Below are 17,558 nucleotides of genomic sequence, written 5' to 3'. Positions count from 1 at the left end.
TTTTTACAAATTCTATACTACAAAGATGTAGATAAATCATTATCAACGCCTATATTATACGATTCTCCTGTATAATTCAATATTTTTAAAGAAATTGTTACCCCGAAAATGTGAAAAAACGATGAAACTTGACAATATGCTACAAAGTATTAGATAATGTCTATTTCTATCTATTCCCCTACAAAGTAAAACTCTCCTCACGAATCAAGTATTTACGAATCGTTACCTTCCCATCTATCTTCCTCTCTTTTCTTTGAACCTTACCGTGAGCATCCTACCACCTGCAAATAGCGAGATAAAAAAACAAAAGCCCCCTGCCAGCAGGGAGCTTTTGTTTATAAAATAATAGCAATTAATCCGCCAGATCCTTCGTTGATAATTCTTTCTAGCGTTTCTTTTAATTTATAACGTGCATTTTCAGGCATTAAAGACAATTTTGCTTGAATCCCTTCTCGGACAATTGAACTAAGCGAACGTCCAAAGATATCAGAATTCCATATAGAAAGCGGGTCATCCTCAAAATCTTGCATTAAGTAGCGAACAAGCTCTTCACTTTGCTTTTCAGTACCAATAATTGGTTCAAATGTGGATTCAACATCTACTTTAATCATATGAATAGACGGTGCAACTGCCTTTAATTTCACACCAAATCGCGATCCATGACGAATTATTTCCGGTTCATCTAGACTCATATCAGCCAAGGCGGGCGCAGCCACACCATATCCTGTTTGTTTGACCATTCTTAAAGCATCTGAAACTTGATCATACTCCGTTTTTGCATGAGAAAGATCAAGCATAAGCTTTAACAAATGGTCTTTCCCTCTAATTTCTACTCCTACAACTTCTTTTAATATTTGATCGTACAGTTCATCTGGTGCGTATAAATCAATTTCCGCAACACCTTGCCCCATATCAATCCCAGCTAGGCTCGCCCGATCAATAAACTCATATTGACTAAACTGCCAGACAACGCGGTCTACATCTCGCAGGCGTTTTATATCTTTAACCGTCTCTTGAACAGCTTCTTGATAACTTTGGCGTAACCAATGCCCTTCATTTAACACCATGACCCAACTTGGAAGATTCACATTCACTTCCAAAACAGGGAATTCAAATAAAGCTTCACGAAGTACATTGTAAACATCTGTTTCTCGTAAACTCTCCACACTCATTGCTAGTACAGGAATATCATGCTCTTCTGATAAACTCTGGCGCAACTGTTCTGTATCTGGATGATATGGCTGTACTGTATTAATAATCATGATAAACGGTTTACCTACTTCTTTTAACTCATTAATAACACGTTCTTCTGCTTCTATATAATCCCTTCTCGGAATTTCTCCAATCGTTCCATCAGTTGTAATGACAACCCCAATAGTAGAATGCTCTTGAATTACTTTACGCGTTCCAATTTCAGCAGCCTCATGAAACGGGATAGGCTCTTCATACCACGGTGTATTAATCATTCGTGGGCCATTCTCATCTTCATAGCCTTTCGCTCCAGGAACCGTATAACCTACACAATCTACTAATCGAATATTTACTTCAAGACCATCATCAACATGGATGGAAACCGCTTGGTTTGGAACAAATTTCGGTTCTGTTGTCATAATTGTACGTCCAGCGGCACTTTGAGGTAATTCATCTTGTGCTCTCTGACGATCTGAATCATTTTCGATATTCGGAATAACAACAAGCTCCATAAATTTTTTAATAAATGTTGATTTCCCTGTTCGAACAGCTCCTACAACCCCTAAATAAATATCACCGCCTGTGCGCTCAGCGATATCTTTAAAAATATCGACCTTTTCCAATTGATTCCCTCCCTCGAAATTTTTGGGAATAATACAAGTTTGTATTCACAAACAATACCTTTCATTGATGTTTCCTATCCTATAAAGGATTCTAGAAGTGCGGACAATATATCATATGATTTTGTCCTAAATTCATATGACTATTTAAAAAGAAACTTTTTGTTTTCATCATAAGTTGTATTACATGAAAAAAACCTTTCTTCTAGAATTTATTCGCTAAAAGAAAGGTTCATGACTTATCATTTAAAAAAAATTGGTTCTCCGTTTTTTACTGTATACGGTAAAGAGTATGCAGGCACAAATGGTGTATCTTTTAAAAGCATATCCCGAATATCTTCTCCCTCTTTCATTTCTTCTCCATTTTTTTGTAATATTTCATATAAATCCATTCGGTAATCAACAAAAATCTCTCCTTTTTCATTGATTACAAGCGGTAATCCCTTTCCAGAATACGGACTTTTTACTTGTGGTACATCTTTATATCCCATTTTTTTGAAATCTAGTTCATAAACACCATCTGCAATCACCTTTTTAAAAGGAGGATATTGATGATCATCGCGATACATTTGCAACTTCAACTGAACATCTCGTATTTGTTCCGCCATTCTGACATCAAGTAACTTCACTGTTGGATTTGTTTCTACATCTACTAATACGTATTGATACACCCCACCACTTTCATACGCATTCCCAGGCGCTTCTTGTATATAACGTGGTGCAATTTTTTGAAAATCAATGGGGTATTTTTGATAAATCGGTGTGTTCATATCACGTGTTTTGATTGGTAATAAACCACTATTTTGTTCCTTATATGTATTAACTGCCTTTTGAACAGCTTGCAATTGATCTTCATAAGGGACAGCATTTTGTTTCAAATTTTCTTTAGGATACATACACCCCGATAAAAGGCTTATACAACAAAATATTAAAATAATATAAGTTTTTTTCACAGACAATCCATCCTTTATTTTCTCACTCATATCCATTAAAATTTGTTTACACATCTGCACCTACCTCCTCACAATCTATTTGAAAACAAAGAGTGGTGATGATTCATTCTTATTGTTCAACCGGTCCACTAAACACTACAAGGAAAATAACAATCCCGGATACAATCATAAGTGTATAGGCAATACTCGCTGTAATCCCTTTCAAAATTTTATTCTTCATTTTATGTCTGCTTAATAAAATGAAAACCACAGCAATAAACATAAACCCCATAGCCCCTAAAGAAAACCACATTTTGATAAGTCCTTCAGACATATGTACACCCCTTAATTATTAATCTATTTTTATATTATTTTAACAAATTAAAAATTTTAAACAAATAGAAAAATAATATAAGACCATTCTTTTTTAGGTGGGAGAGAGCAGTCCCATGTCATATAAAGGCAAAGAGAGTATATGAGTACGGGTCACCTTTTATTTTTCGTAGCAGTAACTTGTATATCTAAAAATCAAAATAGATTTCTATACAATCAATAAAAGTAAGCTTCCATTAATGAAAATCCCTTTTTCTCTCACTCCTTTACTTTCAGTTAAACTTTAAGACAAAATATTACCGCTCACAGCTAATCGTAAAAAAACAAAAATAAAACCGAAGCGAATATATCCCCTTCGCCTCGGTTGACCAAATATGCCCACAAACAGCTCTAACCCCGTTTCTTCATAGCTATCGTATGCAATCCTTAAGTCCTTTGTTTCCCATACTTTATTTTTTAAACATTTTACTTAACGAGCTAAAGTCTGTCGGCATGTTATTATTAATAATCGCTTTTACAATTTGATCTTCTTGTTCTTTTGGTACCTCTCGCCCTGCCATTACTGCGACTTGATGGATTAATTGACGTAGTACTTTCTCATCGCGTAAATTTGCATTTTGTACAGATGACGCTAATTTAAAAATATCGTCTTTATTTACTTTTGCTTCTTTCTCAATATTACTGAAAATGTTATTATCCATTCCCTTCACCCTCTCTTCAAGTTACAATCCATCGTATGCAAAAAGAAACAAATGGTGAAAAGACCCAGAAAAACAAAAAGCTGTATACGCGCTTTTCTGCACGTATACAGCTTTTACCTATAATAAATCAGGTATCGCTTCAACTTCGTGTTTACGAACACGTCCCATCAATGATCCTACTGCATCTTTCACATTATTCCCATTGAATAGTACATCATATAAAACTGACGTAATCGGCATTTCAACTTCCATTTTCTCAGCCATTTCGTATGCCGCTTTCGTTGTTCGTACACCTTCAACTACCATACCCATACTATCGAGTACTTCTTCTAATGAATATCCTTTTCCAAGCATATTCCCTGCACGCCAATTTCGGCTATGCACGCTTGTACAAGTTACAATCAAGTCACCCATTCCTGTTAAACCAGCAAATGTTAACGGATTACCACCCATCTTTCTTCCTAAACGGGCAATTTCCGTTAAGCCACGCGTCATAAGAGCGGCTTTTGCATTATCACCTAACCCAAGGCCATCTGTTATACCAGCGGCTAATGCGATAATATTCTTTAACGCTCCACCGAGCTCTACTCCAACAATATCAGGATTCGTATACACTCGGAAATAACTATTCATAAATAAATCTTGTACTTCTTCAGCCGCTTCCATTCGCTTCGCAGCAGCAGTCACCGTCGTCGCTTGACGAAGCCCTACTTCTTCCGCGTGGCTTGGCCCTGATAAAACAACAACATCACGAATAAGATGCGCTGGAATTTCTTCTTCAATCATTTCTGAAATACGTTTTGAAGTACCTGGTTCAATTCCTTTACTTGCATGAATCCAAGTAATTGGCTGTGAAACAATATCTTTCATATTTCTTAATACTTCGCGATAAGCTTTCGTCGGTACAACTAAAAGTACCGTATCTACATCTACTAACGATTCCTCTAAAGAAGAGTAGGCTACGATTGTGCTTGGCAATGTAATTCCTGGAAGGTATCGACTATTCTCATGCTTCATATTAATTTCATCCATAAGCTCTGAACGATTCCCCCAAATACGTACATCATGACCATTGTCAGCTAATACCATCGCTAACGCTGTTCCCCAGCTACCTGCTCCTACTACTGTGATTTTTTTCATAAAATCACATCCTCTCCATTAGTCTCTTGCTCTAGAAATAATTCGAATTGGCGTTCCTACGAAGCCAAACGACTCACGCAAACGATTTTTCAAGAAACGTTCATATGAAAAATGCATTAGTTCTGGATCATTTACAAACACAACAAATGTTGGTGGTTTCACTGCAACTTGTGTTGCATAGAAAATTTTCAAGCGACTACCATTATGTGTTGGTGTTGGATTCATTGCCACCGCATCCATAATTACATCATTTAGTACATTCGTTTGTACGCGAATGCTATGACTTTCATTGACTTCATTAATAACTGGCAATAATGTCTGTGTACGTTTTTTCGTTTTCGCAGATAAGAATACGATCGGTGCATAATCCAAGAATTGGAAATGCGCACGAATATTTTCTTCAAATGCTTTCATTGTCTTTTCGTCTTTTTTAACTGCATCCCATTTATTCACAACGATAATAACAGCTCGTCCTGAATCATGTGCATAGCCAGCAATTTTTTTATCTTGCTCAATAATTCCTTCTTCGCCGTCTAAAACAACTAAGACAACGTCAGAGCGTTCAATCGCTCTTAGTGCACGAAGTACACTATATTTTTCAGTGCTCTCGTATACTTTTCCCTTTTTACGCATACCAGCTGTATCAATGATAACGTAATCTTGGCCATCTTTACTATATGGTGTATCGACAGCATCACGTGTTGTTCCTGCTACATTACTTACGATTACACGCTCTTGACCAAGCAATGCATTTACTAGTGAAGATTTCCCTACGTTTGGGCGACCAATTAGTGAGAAACGAATTGTATCGTCATCATATGCTTCCTCTTCAATTTTTGGAAAATGATTTGCTGCTTCGTCTAATAAATCACCTAAACCTAATCCATGTGTACCTGAAATTGGGAATGGTTCACCAAATCCTAATGCATAGAAATCGTAAATATCATTACGCATCTCTGGATTATCAACTTTATTCACCGCTAGTACAACCGGCTTTTTAGAACGATATAAAATCTTTGCTACTTCTTCATCCGCAGCTGTTACACCATCGCGACCATTTGTCATAAAAATGATAACATCCGCTTCATCAATCGCAACTTCTGCTTGTTGACGAATTTGTGTCAAAAACGGCTCATCTCCAATATCAATTCCACCCGTATCAATAATGTTAAATTCATGATTTAACCATTCTCCCGCACTGTAAATACGATCTCTCGTTACCCCTGGGATATCTTCTACAATTGAAACTCTCTCTCCAACAATTCTATTGAAAATAGTAGATTTCCCTACGTTCGGGCGTCCTACTATTGCCACTACTGGTTTCGGCATATCATTTCATCCTTTCAACTTTGCTTCTGTTTATTATGTAAAAAACCCTTCTTTGTGCAAGAAGGGATTTGCATTCCAGAATATTTCTCATCGTATCAAAACACCTCATATTATATCACACGTTACTAATGTTTCACAATAATATATACATTCTCTTGTAGGCGGTGTGCAATACCGTCTAAAATCGCTTCTAAATTATTTGCTACAAATTCCATTTCTTCTTTTGAATCACACATAAATAAAGGCGCTCCACCAGCGAACTTTTCTGGCGTTGTTGTAATTACAGCAAGAATATAACTTTCTAACCTCATCTCATATCTCCCCTTCCTTTCGGGGCCTCTGATGACATGTGAACAGCACTTTCTAACGTTGGCACACTTCCTATTACTGCAATCGCTTTTTTTACATCTTGGTCTTGTGGGAGTACAAATAACCCTACCCTTCCATCTTCTAAATCACGTTTAGCCAATGGGACTAACGCTGGAGTTCCAGAATCTCTAAATACGCCTAACGCAACCGAAACATCATGCAAGATTGCTTGTCGTTGTCCAAGATTGGAAATCGTTACCCTTGCATCAATAGACTTAGGCTTTAAAATAAAGCCCATTCCATACTTCATAATTTCTTCTTGTCTTGCTGGCAATCCAATATTCATAATATAAATATTATCAATATATAGTCCTGCTCCTTCAAAACGGAGAGGAGCATGTTCAATGTCTACAAGATCACGTAACCTTTTACCAGACATCAATGTTTTTGCAATAAAGAATCCCACTAAGCCAGCAACTACACCAGCAATCCATGAATGAAATCCTATATATGTAAATGTTGTCACAAACGCTGTTAACATCGCTAAATAGTTGCGACTTTCAAACACAAGGGCTATCCCCTCAATATACGTATTTCCACGTGGTACAAGCTCATATCCATCTAATTGCTGCAGCGTATTCCTTTCCATATTTCGAACATCTCGAAATTGAGACGCAGCTAACGTCAAAAAGGTGATTGCTGAAAAGTCCTTCTTCAAAATAGACGGAATAGCAATCGCTCCTAAAGCTGCTGCAATTAGCCCCATAGCAACGTGAATGATTTTTCCATGTAAACGTGTCGGATACTGCCTCGTATCTGTACGAAGCATCAAAATTCGTGTTAGCGTTCCAGCTATGACGCCACATAAAATGGCTGATGTATATTCAGTCATGTATTACCCTTGCCTTTCTTTTACATGTTTTTTCCTAAACAGTCCTCTATACGCCGATATTTTTACGATATAAAACATCAGCATTACAAGTAGCGTAGAAACAGCAATGATATCAAAAAATGTCAAACTACCAAATTCGTATGGAAAATGAAGCCTGCGAAAAATAAATGTTACCAATATTTCTCCTTGTAGCGCTCCGGCATACAAGGAACATAGACGCAATAAACGATCTCTATGTAATAAAATCGATGCATACACAAGAGTACCACTTAACATAAAGGTTCGATCAATAACAATCCAAATCGGATCGTACACCTCTAATAAATGAAAACTCGTGTATAACATAGCAATAATAAGTGCCGACAATAAAGCGTACACTTTTTTCCATATAGAATATAGAGCAACCCCAAAAAAAGAAATAACACCAAGTATAAGAGCATTTACTGATATAGTGAAAGAAGCAATAGATACGGTTATCTGGGAACAAATAATAAACATTAATATAACAGCACTGACTTTCCAACGAATTTCATCTTTTCTCAAAAAAAATGTTGTAACAATCCAACCCATCCATGCTACGAAATAAAAATAACTTCCCTCCATATTTTTCCCTCCTATCATTTCCATTATGGGAACTTTTTATGAAAACTAATCCTTTTCTTCTTTTTGCATAGTTTTTCTTATAACAGCAACACTTTCTATTAAGGAGGTGTATACAACAATGGGAAAAGACCGCCAAGAAAAGAAGTTAAAACAATCACGCCGTGTTGAATCAGATCGTGACCAATCATTACAATATCCTGGTGCAACTGGTCTTGATACACCAGAACAAGCTCGTAAACAAAATCAGCATTAAACAAAATGAAATGAAAAAACAGCCANNTGGCTGTTTTTTCATTTCATCGTCTCAAAGTTCATTATGTTATTAAACCAATTTTCATCGCTTTCTTAATTGCTTCTACACGATTAGAAACTTGAAGTTTCGTGTATATATTAATCATTTCACCTTATAATTAACAAATAGCCCATGGAAAAATCCTGATGTAAGAGTGTATTATCTCTGACTATAACATGTAGTATCAATTCCACGTTGTGCTAACCAATGATACGTATCACCTTTCACAATAAGTGGCACTCGCTGAAGCTCCGAAATCGTTCTCGCTCCAAGGGCCGTCATAATAAATTGTAAATCTGTATGTAAAAGTTCTATTTCTTCGATTAACTTGTCTACACCATCATTCATTAATATACGTAAAAAATAACCAGCAAAAGCCGTCGCTTGCGCACCTAGCGCGATTGCTTTTGCTACATCAAGTGCCGTTTGTATACCACCAGATGCAATAAGGGAGAGGGTGTTATTTGTAGAGGACGCTTCTATTATTGAGGTAGCCACCTGAATGCCCCAATCATTAAAATAAGAAAGCATTCGCTGCCTTCGTTCATTTTCAACTGCGGCAAAGTTTGTGCCACCATAACCACCAATATCTACAGCTGTAACGCCAACATTAACTAGTTGTTGTACCGTTTCTTTACTCATACCAAACCCTACTTCTTTTACTATAACTGGAACCGGTGAACTTATTACGATTTTTTCAATTCGCTCCAATACGCCTGTAAAATCTCGGTCGCCTTCTGGCATCGTTAATTCTTGAATGACATTTAAATGTATTTGCAACGCATTTGCTTCAATCATATCAACTGCACGCCTCGCTTGTTCAACGCTTGCTTCACTACCCAAATTTGCAAAAATGATTCCATTTGGATTCACCTTTCGAACAATTCGATAAGAGGAGGCTTCTGTTTCATTTTTTAAAGCAGCCATTTGAGAACCAACAGCCATCGTAAGATTGTGATACTTTGCCACATGTGCTAACTGCTCATTAATATGTAATGTGTGATCTCCCCCACCACCAGTCATTGCATTGATAAAAATCGGCGAACTTAATGAAAGTTCGCCGATTTTTGTTTCAAATGTAATGCTTTCATAACTTGAATTTGGCAAGCTTTGATGGACAAAAGCAATGTCATGAAAGCCATGTATACGAGACTGTCCGGTGGAAAGAGCATATTCAATATGTTCTAATTTTCGTTTCGCCCTTACCACTTGTATCCCTCTTTATTTTTTTAATTTTTTCAGTTGTTCACCAATAATATCACTAAATTGGAAAGTTGCAGATTCAGAAGTCGGCTCATATTGGCTATAATCTTCTGTTTCATTATTTTCTTCAATAGCTTCTTTTATACTTAAAGAAATTCGTTTTTCTGCCGCATGCACTTCAAGTATTTTCACTTTCACTTGTTGTCCCATTTCCAGTACTTCATTTGGGTTTTTCACATGACGATTTGCAATTTGTGATACATGCACAAGGCCTTCTACACCTGGTAAAATTTCAACGAAAGCACCGAAGGTAACAATTCTCTTCACTACACCTTCTCGAATATCACCTGCTTTAACTTCAGCAGAAACGTTTTCCCAAGGTCCTGGCTGTGCTGCTTTAATCGATAAAGAAATACGCTGCGTATCTGCATCAACTGATAACACTTTAACTTTAACACCTTGTCCTTGTGTTAACACATCAGAAGGCTGTGCAACACGATCATGAGAAATTTGTGAAATGTGTACCAAACCATCTACGCCACCAACATTCACAAAAGCACCGAAGTCAGTTAATCGTTGAACTGTACCTTCCACAACGTCCCCCTCTTTTAAAGAAGAAATTGCTTCTTTTTTCTTCGAATCTAATTCTTGTTCGACAACTGCTTTATGTGAAAGAATAACACGATTCTTTTCACGATCTAATTCAACGATTTTCACCGCTAATGTTTTTCCTTTATAATCAGTAAAATCTTCTACATAGTGCATTTCTACAAGTGAAGCTGGAATAAATCCACGGACACCGAGGTCCACAACTAAACCACCATTCACAATATCTTTTACAGTAACATCAAACACTTCACCTGAAGTGAATTTCTCTTGCAACTCTACCCATGCTTTTTCTGCATCAATAGCACGTTTCGATAACACAAGATCATCATCTTCTAATTTAATAACTTTTAATTCCAGAGTTTGGTCTAATTCTACAACATCGCTCGCTTTTTCAATATGAACGTTAGCTAATTCACTAATCGGAATAACGCCATCTGTTTTGTATCCAACATTTACAAGAACTTGTTTTTCTTCAACCTTTGTTACAGAACCCGTAACAACGTCACCCACTTGTAATACTTTTGAATCCATAACTTCTTCATTCATTTTCTCTACCATGGAAATACCTCCCTACAGAATTGACAAAGCTTTTTTATGTATACACGAAATGAAAACAAATGCTTTCATTTGCATGTTATAAGAATGTTTTAGCATATACTCGCTTCTAATACATACAACAACCTATTGTTTATCCTACACTTTATAGAAGATATAGTAACCTATATAAATAGTATACAGCAAAATCTCCTTGAATAAAGTATGTTTTAAAATATAATAGCGAATATATTCTGACAGTTCCTCTTCTTTTACTAACTTCTTACAAATTGACTTATTTGTCAAGGAAAGCGTCTCACTATACTGATATTTTCAAAATAAAAAAGAAAGAGGATTCCCCCTTTCTTTATTTTGAAAATGCTACAGAAACAATATCCATGATTTCTCGGACAACCTCTTCAATTGATAAAGAAGTTGTATCTAATTCCAATGCATCATCCGCTTTTTTCAGTGGAGAAACTTCACGCTCTGAATCCAACTTATCACGCTCAGCAATCTCTTTTTTCAGTTGCTCTAAACTAGAAGCGAAACCTTTCTTCGTGTTTTCAAGATGTCTCCGCTCAGCTCTTTCTTGAACAGAAGCAAGCATAAAAATTTTCACTTCCGCATTAGGTAGCACATGCGTACCAATATCACGCCCGTCCATTACTACGCCGCCCTTTTCTGCTAGAGCTTGTTGACGACGTACCATCTCTTCACGAACAAGACGATGCTTAGCAACAATTGATACGCGATTTGTTACGTCCGGTGTACGAATCGCGTCGGATACATCCTGGTTGTTTAAGAAAACTAGCTGTGTATTTTCACCTTGTTGAAACTCTATATTTACATTTTTTAAAACTTCCATTAAACTTTCTTCATTCTCAATATCTACATTTTGCTGAAGAGCAGCGTATGTAAGTGTACGATACATTGCACCTGTGTCAATATACACATAAGAAAGTTCTTTCGCAACAATCTTTGCAACTGTACTCTTTCCAGCAGCCGCTGGACCATCTATCGCAATTGAAATTCGTTTATCCATTGTAACACCTCATTTTTTCACTTGTAAAACAAAATGAAAAGCAGGTACAAATCCCCTGCTTCTCTGCGCTTGTTTCATGTCGATTAAATCCTCAATTATTGTAGCACAATCCTTACTAGAAGAAAATGAAAACTACTTATTCACTTGTAAAACATTCGTTATACCTTTATCTACAACACCTTCATAATAAACAATTTTCGATAAATATTTCACTGTAGATTCTTGCATAAAAAGCAATTGAATAATGCAAAGACAAATAAATTGAACTAATACTATACGAATTAAAACTCCCTCAATTTTTTTCAAAAAATGTCCTCTTCTCATTTTTTTATTCATTTCAACAACCTACAATACAAAACTAAAAATCCTCTCACTTCTATATATCTCAAATATAAAGTAGCTAACTTTATTTTCATTTTTAATACAAACTTTTATACATTTCCATTGTCGAATCTAGCAAAAACGTGGTATGTTCTTAATGTATTTTTCGACTAGAAAGGGGTATAAGCATTGAAAAAAATCCTAGTTTTACACACAGGTGGAACAATTGCAATGGAAGAAGATAAAGAAACTGGGGTTGTACAACCTGGAAAACAAAATCCTCTTTTAAAGTTCATTCCTGATTTAGAGGGTAATATTGATTTAATTGTTGAAGATGTCTTTCATCTTCCATCACCTCATATGACTCCTAGTGAGATGTTACAATTACAAGTCATCATTGACGAAAGAGTAAAAAATGAAGACATCCATGGTGTTGTCATTACACATGGTACAGATACATTAGAAGAGACTGCATATTTTTTAGATTTAACTGTACAAGCGAACATTCCAATTGTTGTAACGGGGGCAATGCGCTCTAGCAACGAATTAGGCGCTGACGGTTTATATAACTTTTTATCCGCTGTAAAGGTTGCAAGTAGTAGCGAAGCACTTGGAAAAGGTGTTCTTGTCGTGTTGAACGACGAAATCCACTGTGCAACAAATGTAACAAAAACACATACAAGTAATGTCGCAACATTCCAAAGCCCTCAATACGGACCAATCGGTATGGTAACAAAGCGCGGGGTTGTCTTCCATCACGCTCTCGTACATCATGAAACATACGAAGTCGGACAAGTTTCTAAAAATGTCGTTGTGTTAAAAGCTTACGCTGGTATGGATGATACATTATTAACAGCAATTGAAAGCCTACCGGTAGATGGGATCATAATTGAAGCACTTGGTCAAGGTAATTTACCACCACGAACGCTCTCTAGTTTGCAACGCTTAATAAATAAAGGAATTCCAATTGTTCTTGTTTCCCGATGCTTTAACGGAATTGTCCAAGATGTATATTCCTATGAAGGTGGGGGAAAACAGTTAAAAGATATGGGTATTGTTTTCACATATGGTTTAAACGCCCAAAAAGCTCGTATTAAACTACTTGTTGCTTTAGAATGTACTGATTCTAAAGACAAAATCCAACAAATGTTTATGCAGGATTAAAAAATAAGCTGTCGAAATTCGACAGCTTATTTTTGTTCTCTTGATACAACTGTTTGTGTAATTGCTCCACCATGAAATCTTCCATTCTCAATAAAAATTTCATTTGCATTATTGCCCGCTGCAATAACACCCGCAATAAAGATATTCTCAACATTCGTTTCCATTGTTTCTTCTGTAAATATCGGACGCCCTGTTTCTTTATCAATTTCTACTCCCATTTTTGTTAGGAAACTATGATCTGGGTGGTATCCTGTCATCGCAAATACAAAATCATTTTGAATTGTAAATGCCTCTCCTTTACTTGTATACGTAAGTGTATGTTCGGTAATTTCTTTCACGTGAGCATGGAACTGCATTTGAATTGCACCATTACGTACTAATGCTTCAAATTCAGGTAATATCCACGGCTTAATACTCGGTGAATATTCCCCCCCACGATACAACACCGTTACACGCGCTCCAGCTTTTACAAGTTCTAGCGCTGCATCTATACTTGAGTTTTTCCCTCCTATTACAACTACATCACGATCAAAATATGGATGTGCCTCTTTAAAATAATGGGAAACTTTATCTAAGTTTTCTCCAGGAACGTTCATATAGTTTGGATTATCATAATACCCTGTTGCCACTACAATATATTTTGCGGTATATATCTCCTTGTTCCCATCACGCTTCGTCGTATTTACTCTAAAAAAGTTCCCATCTTTTTGCACTTGTTCTACGCGTTCAAAGGCATTTACCCGTACTCCTTTACGCTTTACCACTTCACGATAATAAGCAAGCGCTTGATTACGAACTGGCTTACGATTTTCTGTAATAAAAGCAACATCACCAATTTCTAGTTTTTCACTAGAAGAAAAAAAAGTTTGGTGAGTTGGATAATGATAAATTGCATTCACAATATTTCCTTTTTCAATTACTAGTGGATTGATTCCTTCTTGCTGCAGTGAAATCGCTGCTGCTAATCCACACGGTCCGCCCCCGATTATAATAGCTGTTTCTTTTTGCATACCCGGTTCACTCCTAGTCTTCTGCTTCAATCTCTATTTATTATAAAACAAGAAAAAACCTACTTTCAGCAGTAGGCACCTATCTTCATTGTATTCATTTTTCATATATTTGTCATCTATACGATACGTACATTCGATAGACGTCCGCTAAAAACTGTCTAAAACTTATTCCTTGTTGCCCTAATACATTTTCTGGATCAATTTTTCTCGTAGGATCAAGCGTTTTATGAGATACAATATCCTTTTTAGGATTTAGATTGAATGTATGACATAAATAGGCATGGTACCATGTAAACCGCGTGTAAGAATCCCAAAAATTAACATTACCTCCATAACACATTTCAACACCAATCGCTGCTTTGTTCGCATCATAACCAAACAAATCATTATCCGTTGGTACACTATATCTTACGTGATACGCTACCTCATCAATTGGGATAATTTCTAAAATGGTCCTATCATCTATAAAAGTATGCGCCGATGCCTTTGGTTGTACTTCGTTAAAGTAATCACGATTTCCTATCGCGTTGCTCCCAGGATTCCCCGTATCATGACTTACAATAAATTTCACCTTCGAAAGGCGAATTCCTGGCCGTGAGCTTCCGTACCCAATATAATTCCGCTCTATAGGGAACATAACCATGTCTATCAACTCCGCTCTAGAAAATTACCTTTCTTCCTTATATATGTATTCGACCTCAATATCTATATAGCACATTTCTTTACGCAAAGAGAAAATCAAAAATGTTTGAAGTAAACACCATAAATAATAAAATACTTACAGCTGTTCCATAAAACCCATAAAACCAAACACGATCTTCTTTAGTATCTAAACCGAAAAATTTATTCACAGATTGTAACAAAGATGAACGTTTCACATCTTTTTTTCGTAAAACCTCTACCCGTTTCATAACATCTGTTGGCATCATAAGTCTTTGGTCTGCTATGATTTTCATTATTTATCTCTCCTTATTTTGTTTCCGTTTTGTTTATCTAAGGAAAGTATAGCACAAACGTTCTGTAGGAACAAGTGTTCTTTTTTATTTTTTATAATCGTACATCCATTTTGAAAATAATATTTTAATCCCTATTATATATTCCAATAAAAAACGTGGTTCCCTCAAAAGGAAACCACGTTCTCTCTAAACTTTCCGTTCTATTATACCCAACCTCTAAAGCGGCTAGCTTCTGCCATTTTGCGTACACCAACCATATACGCTGCTAAACGCATGTTCACTTTACGAACTTGTGATGTTTCATAAATAGAATCGAATGATCTTACCATTACTTTTTCTAAACGTTGTTCTACTTCTTCTTCTGACCAGTAGTAACCTTGGTTATTTTGTACCCATTCGAAGTATGATACAGTAACACCACCAGCACTTGCTAATACGTCAGGAACAAGTAAAATACCACGTTCTGTTAAAATCTTAGTTGCTTCTAATGTAGTTGGACCATTTGCTGCTTCTACAACAATTTTCGCTTTAATATCTGCAGCGTTCTCTTCTGTAATTTGGTTCTCAATTGCAGCTGGAACTAAAATATCACAATCAAGTTCTAACAGCTCTTTGTTTGAAATTGTATTATTAAACAATTTCGTTACCGTTCCGAAGCTGTCGCGGCGATCTAGCAAGTAGTCGATGTCCAATCCATTTGGATCATGTAATGCACCGTAAGCATCAGAAATTGCAATTACTTTCGCACCAGCATCATGCATAAATTTAGCTAGGAAACTACCCGCGTTCCCAAATCCTTGAACAACAACGCGAGCGCCCTTAATTTCGATGCCACGTTTTTTCGCAGCTTCGCGAATACAGATTGTTACACCTTTCGCAGTCGCTGTTTCACGCCCATGAGATCCACCTAATACAAGCGGTTTACCTGTAATAAATCCAGGTGAATTAAATTCATCGATGCGGCTATATTCATCCATCATCCATGCCATAATTTGCGAGTTTGTAAATACATCTGGAGCAGGAATATCTTTTGTTGGACCAACAATCTGGCTAATTGCTCGTACATACCCACGACTTAATCTTTCTAATTCACGGAAAGACATTTCTCGCGGATCACAAACGATACCACCTTTACCTCCACCGTATGGTAAATCTACAATACCACATTTTAAACTCATCCAAATAGAAAGTGCTTTCACTTCGTTTTCTGTTACGTTTGGATGGAAGCGAATTCCACCTTTCGTTGGACCAACAGCATCATTGTGCTGCGCGCGATATCCTGTAAATATTTTAACAGTCCCGTCATCCATACGAACTGGAATTTTCACTGTCATCATACGAATTGGTTCTTTAAGTAATTCATATACCTCGTTTGGATAACCCAACTTTTCTAGGGCTTCATTAATAACAATTTGTGTTGAATTTAATAATTCAAAATGTTGTTCCCTCTGTTGTGTTTGTGTTTGAGCTCCCTTTTCGGCTACCATAGTAAGTAAACCCCCTGTAATTTCACTTGTTTAGTAAACCTTCATTGCCTAGTATACACCGTTAAATTTGGAATGCAATAGAAAACGCTAACAAATGTATACAAACTATTTTTTATTGCAAGCGTTTTCACTATTATTATAGTCCTTTTATTGCTTTTAGAAAAGTAAAATACTTAAATATTTAAATGTTTTTTATACCATACTGTATTTTAGTCTCTCCAATATCACAAAATACTAATAAAACCTCAAGCTATTCATATTAGCTGAGGTTTTGTTTTGAGACAAAATACTTGTATATTTGCTGAATTGCTTGAGAATCCATTAACTCTTTTCCATATTCCATAATGCGATAAATTGTCACCGTTGAAGAATTACCATATTCCGCTAAAATCGCAATGATATCTGCCTTTAATAATGGTGTTTCCTCTTCCATCCAAAGATAAAAACGTCCATCCCATGTGTAAAGTTTGCCTCCGGTTACTCCGAGATGATACAAACGTTTTGCCAAAGTAATCACATCTTCAAACGTTGCAAATTCATATAATATATGCTCACTCTCATCTAGAGTTACTTGCATCTCAATATACTCATCACGAAACTCATCTTCTGTATCTGTTTCATGATTTTCTTTTGTAACAATCACAACCATTCCTTGCGCCTGTAAAGAAAATACTTCAACTGCAATTGGACCATCTGCTTCAAACCCAAGTTCTTTATTTGCTTCTTGCATCATATCGCGAAATAACTGTTGCACTTTTGGAGCATTTTTCCACAAATCCTCCTTCGTCAACCCTCGCTCAGATAAATCATCAAACGTTATGAAAATTTTGATTTTATTATAATTCAAACGTTCCAGCCTCATCTTGTAACCTCCCTACGTAACCATT

The 17,558-nt window shown here is 36.3% G+C and carries 19 protein-coding genes and 1 pseudogene; 2 read left to right on the top strand and 18 right to left on the bottom strand.

Going from position 1 to position 17,558, the window contains the following annotated elements:
* Nucleotides 1–335 precede the first annotated feature (335 nt).
* From spoIVA to CN288_RS10165, 9 genes and pseudogenes are all read right to left on the bottom strand, one after another.
* Nucleotides 336–1,814 (bottom strand): stage IV sporulation protein A, encoded by a 1,479-nt coding sequence (spoIVA, locus tag CN288_RS10205; RefSeq protein ID WP_026591202.1) that lies wholly within the window; start codon nt 1,812–1,814, stop codon nt 336–338.
* A 239-nt stretch (nt 1,815–2,053) separates the two neighbouring features.
* Nucleotides 2,054–2,764 (bottom strand): hypothetical protein, encoded by a 711-nt coding sequence (locus CN288_RS10200; protein ID WP_026591203.1) that lies wholly within the window; start codon nt 2,762–2,764, stop codon nt 2,054–2,056.
* Between the two features lie 109 nt (nt 2,765–2,873).
* Nucleotides 2,874–3,077, bottom strand: coding sequence for a DUF2768 domain-containing protein (locus CN288_RS10195; protein ID WP_026591204.1), 204 nt, complete (start codon nt 3,075–3,077; stop codon nt 2,874–2,876).
* Nucleotides 3,078–3,525: 448 nt separating this feature from the next.
* A complete protein-coding gene (locus tag CN288_RS10190) occupies nt 3,526–3,777 on the bottom strand; it encodes a stage VI sporulation protein F (protein ID WP_026591205.1) in 252 nt (83 codons plus the stop codon).
* Nucleotides 3,778–3,894: 117 nt separating this feature from the next.
* A complete protein-coding gene (locus CN288_RS10185) occupies nt 3,895–4,917 on the bottom strand; it encodes an NAD(P)H-dependent glycerol-3-phosphate dehydrogenase (protein WP_026591206.1) in 1,023 nt (340 codons plus the stop codon).
* 18 nt (nt 4,918–4,935) lie between these two features.
* A complete protein-coding gene (gene der, locus CN288_RS10180; protein WP_026591207.1) occupies nt 4,936–6,246 on the bottom strand; it encodes a ribosome biogenesis GTPase Der in 1,311 nt (436 codons plus the stop codon).
* Nucleotides 6,247–6,371: 125 nt separating this feature from the next.
* Nucleotides 6,372–6,557: a capping complex subunit for YIEGIA gene (locus CN288_RS10175; RefSeq protein ID WP_026591208.1), complete on the bottom strand. Its 186-nt coding sequence runs from the start codon at nt 6,555–6,557 to the stop codon at nt 6,372–6,374.
* On the bottom strand, nt 6,554–7,447 hold the full coding sequence (locus CN288_RS10170) for a YIEGIA family protein (RefSeq protein ID WP_026591209.1): 894 nt from the start codon (nt 7,445–7,447) through the stop codon (nt 6,554–6,556). The genes CN288_RS10175 and CN288_RS10170 overlap by 4 nt, the downstream gene beginning before the upstream one ends.
* Nucleotides 7,440–8,050, bottom strand: a pseudogene (locus tag CN288_RS10165) (YphA family membrane protein). Before CN288_RS10165 ends, CN288_RS10170 begins: the two are co-directional and overlap by 8 nt.
* Nucleotides 8,051–8,168: 118 nt before the next feature.
* Here CN288_RS10165 and CN288_RS10160 point away from each other — a divergent pair.
* A complete protein-coding gene (locus tag CN288_RS10160) occupies nt 8,169–8,303 on the top strand; it encodes a YpzI family protein (protein WP_003206535.1) in 135 nt (44 codons plus the stop codon).
* A gap of 198 nt (nt 8,304–8,501) precedes the next feature.
* Here the strand turns inward: CN288_RS10160 and fni are convergent, their stop codons facing one another.
* From fni to CN288_RS28715, 4 genes are all read right to left on the bottom strand, one after another.
* Nucleotides 8,502–9,551: a type 2 isopentenyl-diphosphate Delta-isomerase gene (gene fni / locus CN288_RS10155; protein ID WP_098302224.1), complete on the bottom strand. Its 1,050-nt coding sequence runs from the start codon at nt 9,549–9,551 to the stop codon at nt 8,502–8,504.
* A 12-nt stretch (nt 9,552–9,563) separates the two neighbouring features.
* The gene (rpsA, locus tag CN288_RS10150) at nt 9,564–10,712 is read right to left on the bottom strand and encodes a 30S ribosomal protein S1 (protein ID WP_026591212.1); all 1,149 of its coding nucleotides are present in this window, start codon (nt 10,710–10,712) and stop codon (nt 9,564–9,566) included.
* 343 nt (nt 10,713–11,055) lie between these two features.
* Nucleotides 11,056–11,733 (bottom strand): (d)CMP kinase, encoded by a 678-nt coding sequence (cmk, locus tag CN288_RS10145; RefSeq protein WP_026591213.1) that lies wholly within the window; start codon nt 11,731–11,733, stop codon nt 11,056–11,058.
* A gap of 132 nt (nt 11,734–11,865) precedes the next feature.
* Entirely contained in the window at nt 11,866–12,039 is a 174-nt protein-coding gene (locus CN288_RS28715) for a DUF5359 family protein (protein WP_090691103.1), read from the bottom strand.
* A 204-nt stretch (nt 12,040–12,243) separates the two neighbouring features.
* On the opposite strand from CN288_RS28715, the gene CN288_RS10135 reads away from it, so the two are divergent.
* Nucleotides 12,244–13,218 carry an asparaginase gene (locus tag CN288_RS10135; RefSeq protein ID WP_081810986.1) on the top strand — a complete coding sequence of 325 codons (975 nt, stop codon included), beginning with the start codon at nt 12,244–12,246 and terminating at the stop codon, nt 13,216–13,218.
* A gap of 26 nt (nt 13,219–13,244) precedes the next feature.
* Here the strand turns inward: CN288_RS10135 and CN288_RS10130 are convergent, their stop codons facing one another.
* The 5 genes from CN288_RS10130 to CN288_RS10110 form a co-directional block, all read right to left on the bottom strand.
* A complete protein-coding gene (locus tag CN288_RS10130) occupies nt 13,245–14,228 on the bottom strand; it encodes a YpdA family putative bacillithiol disulfide reductase (protein WP_098302223.1) in 984 nt (327 codons plus the stop codon).
* Nucleotides 14,229–14,340: 112 nt separating this feature from the next.
* On the bottom strand, nt 14,341–14,871 hold the full coding sequence (locus tag CN288_RS10125; RefSeq protein WP_026591216.1) for a peptidoglycan recognition protein family protein: 531 nt from the start codon (nt 14,869–14,871) through the stop codon (nt 14,341–14,343).
* A 79-nt stretch (nt 14,872–14,950) separates the two neighbouring features.
* On the bottom strand, nt 14,951–15,187 hold the full coding sequence (locus CN288_RS10120; RefSeq protein ID WP_026591217.1) for a DUF3961 domain-containing protein: 237 nt from the start codon (nt 15,185–15,187) through the stop codon (nt 14,951–14,953).
* 200 nt (nt 15,188–15,387) lie between these two features.
* On the bottom strand, nt 15,388–16,671 hold the full coding sequence (gene gudB, locus CN288_RS10115; RefSeq protein ID WP_026591218.1) for an NAD-specific glutamate dehydrogenase: 1,284 nt from the start codon (nt 16,669–16,671) through the stop codon (nt 15,388–15,390).
* A gap of 259 nt (nt 16,672–16,930) precedes the next feature.
* The gene (locus CN288_RS10110; RefSeq protein ID WP_026591219.1) at nt 16,931–17,533 is read right to left on the bottom strand and encodes a genetic competence negative regulator; all 603 of its coding nucleotides are present in this window, start codon (nt 17,531–17,533) and stop codon (nt 16,931–16,933) included.
* Nucleotides 17,534–17,558: the final 25 nt, after the last annotated feature.

Origin of the sequence: Bacillus sp. AFS023182, assembly GCF_002560575.1 — a bacterium.
Taxonomy (GTDB): domain Bacteria; phylum Bacillota; class Bacilli; order Bacillales; family Bacillaceae_G; genus Bacillus_A; species Bacillus_A arachidis.
This window is presented reverse-complemented; position numbering and strand designations above follow the sequence as displayed.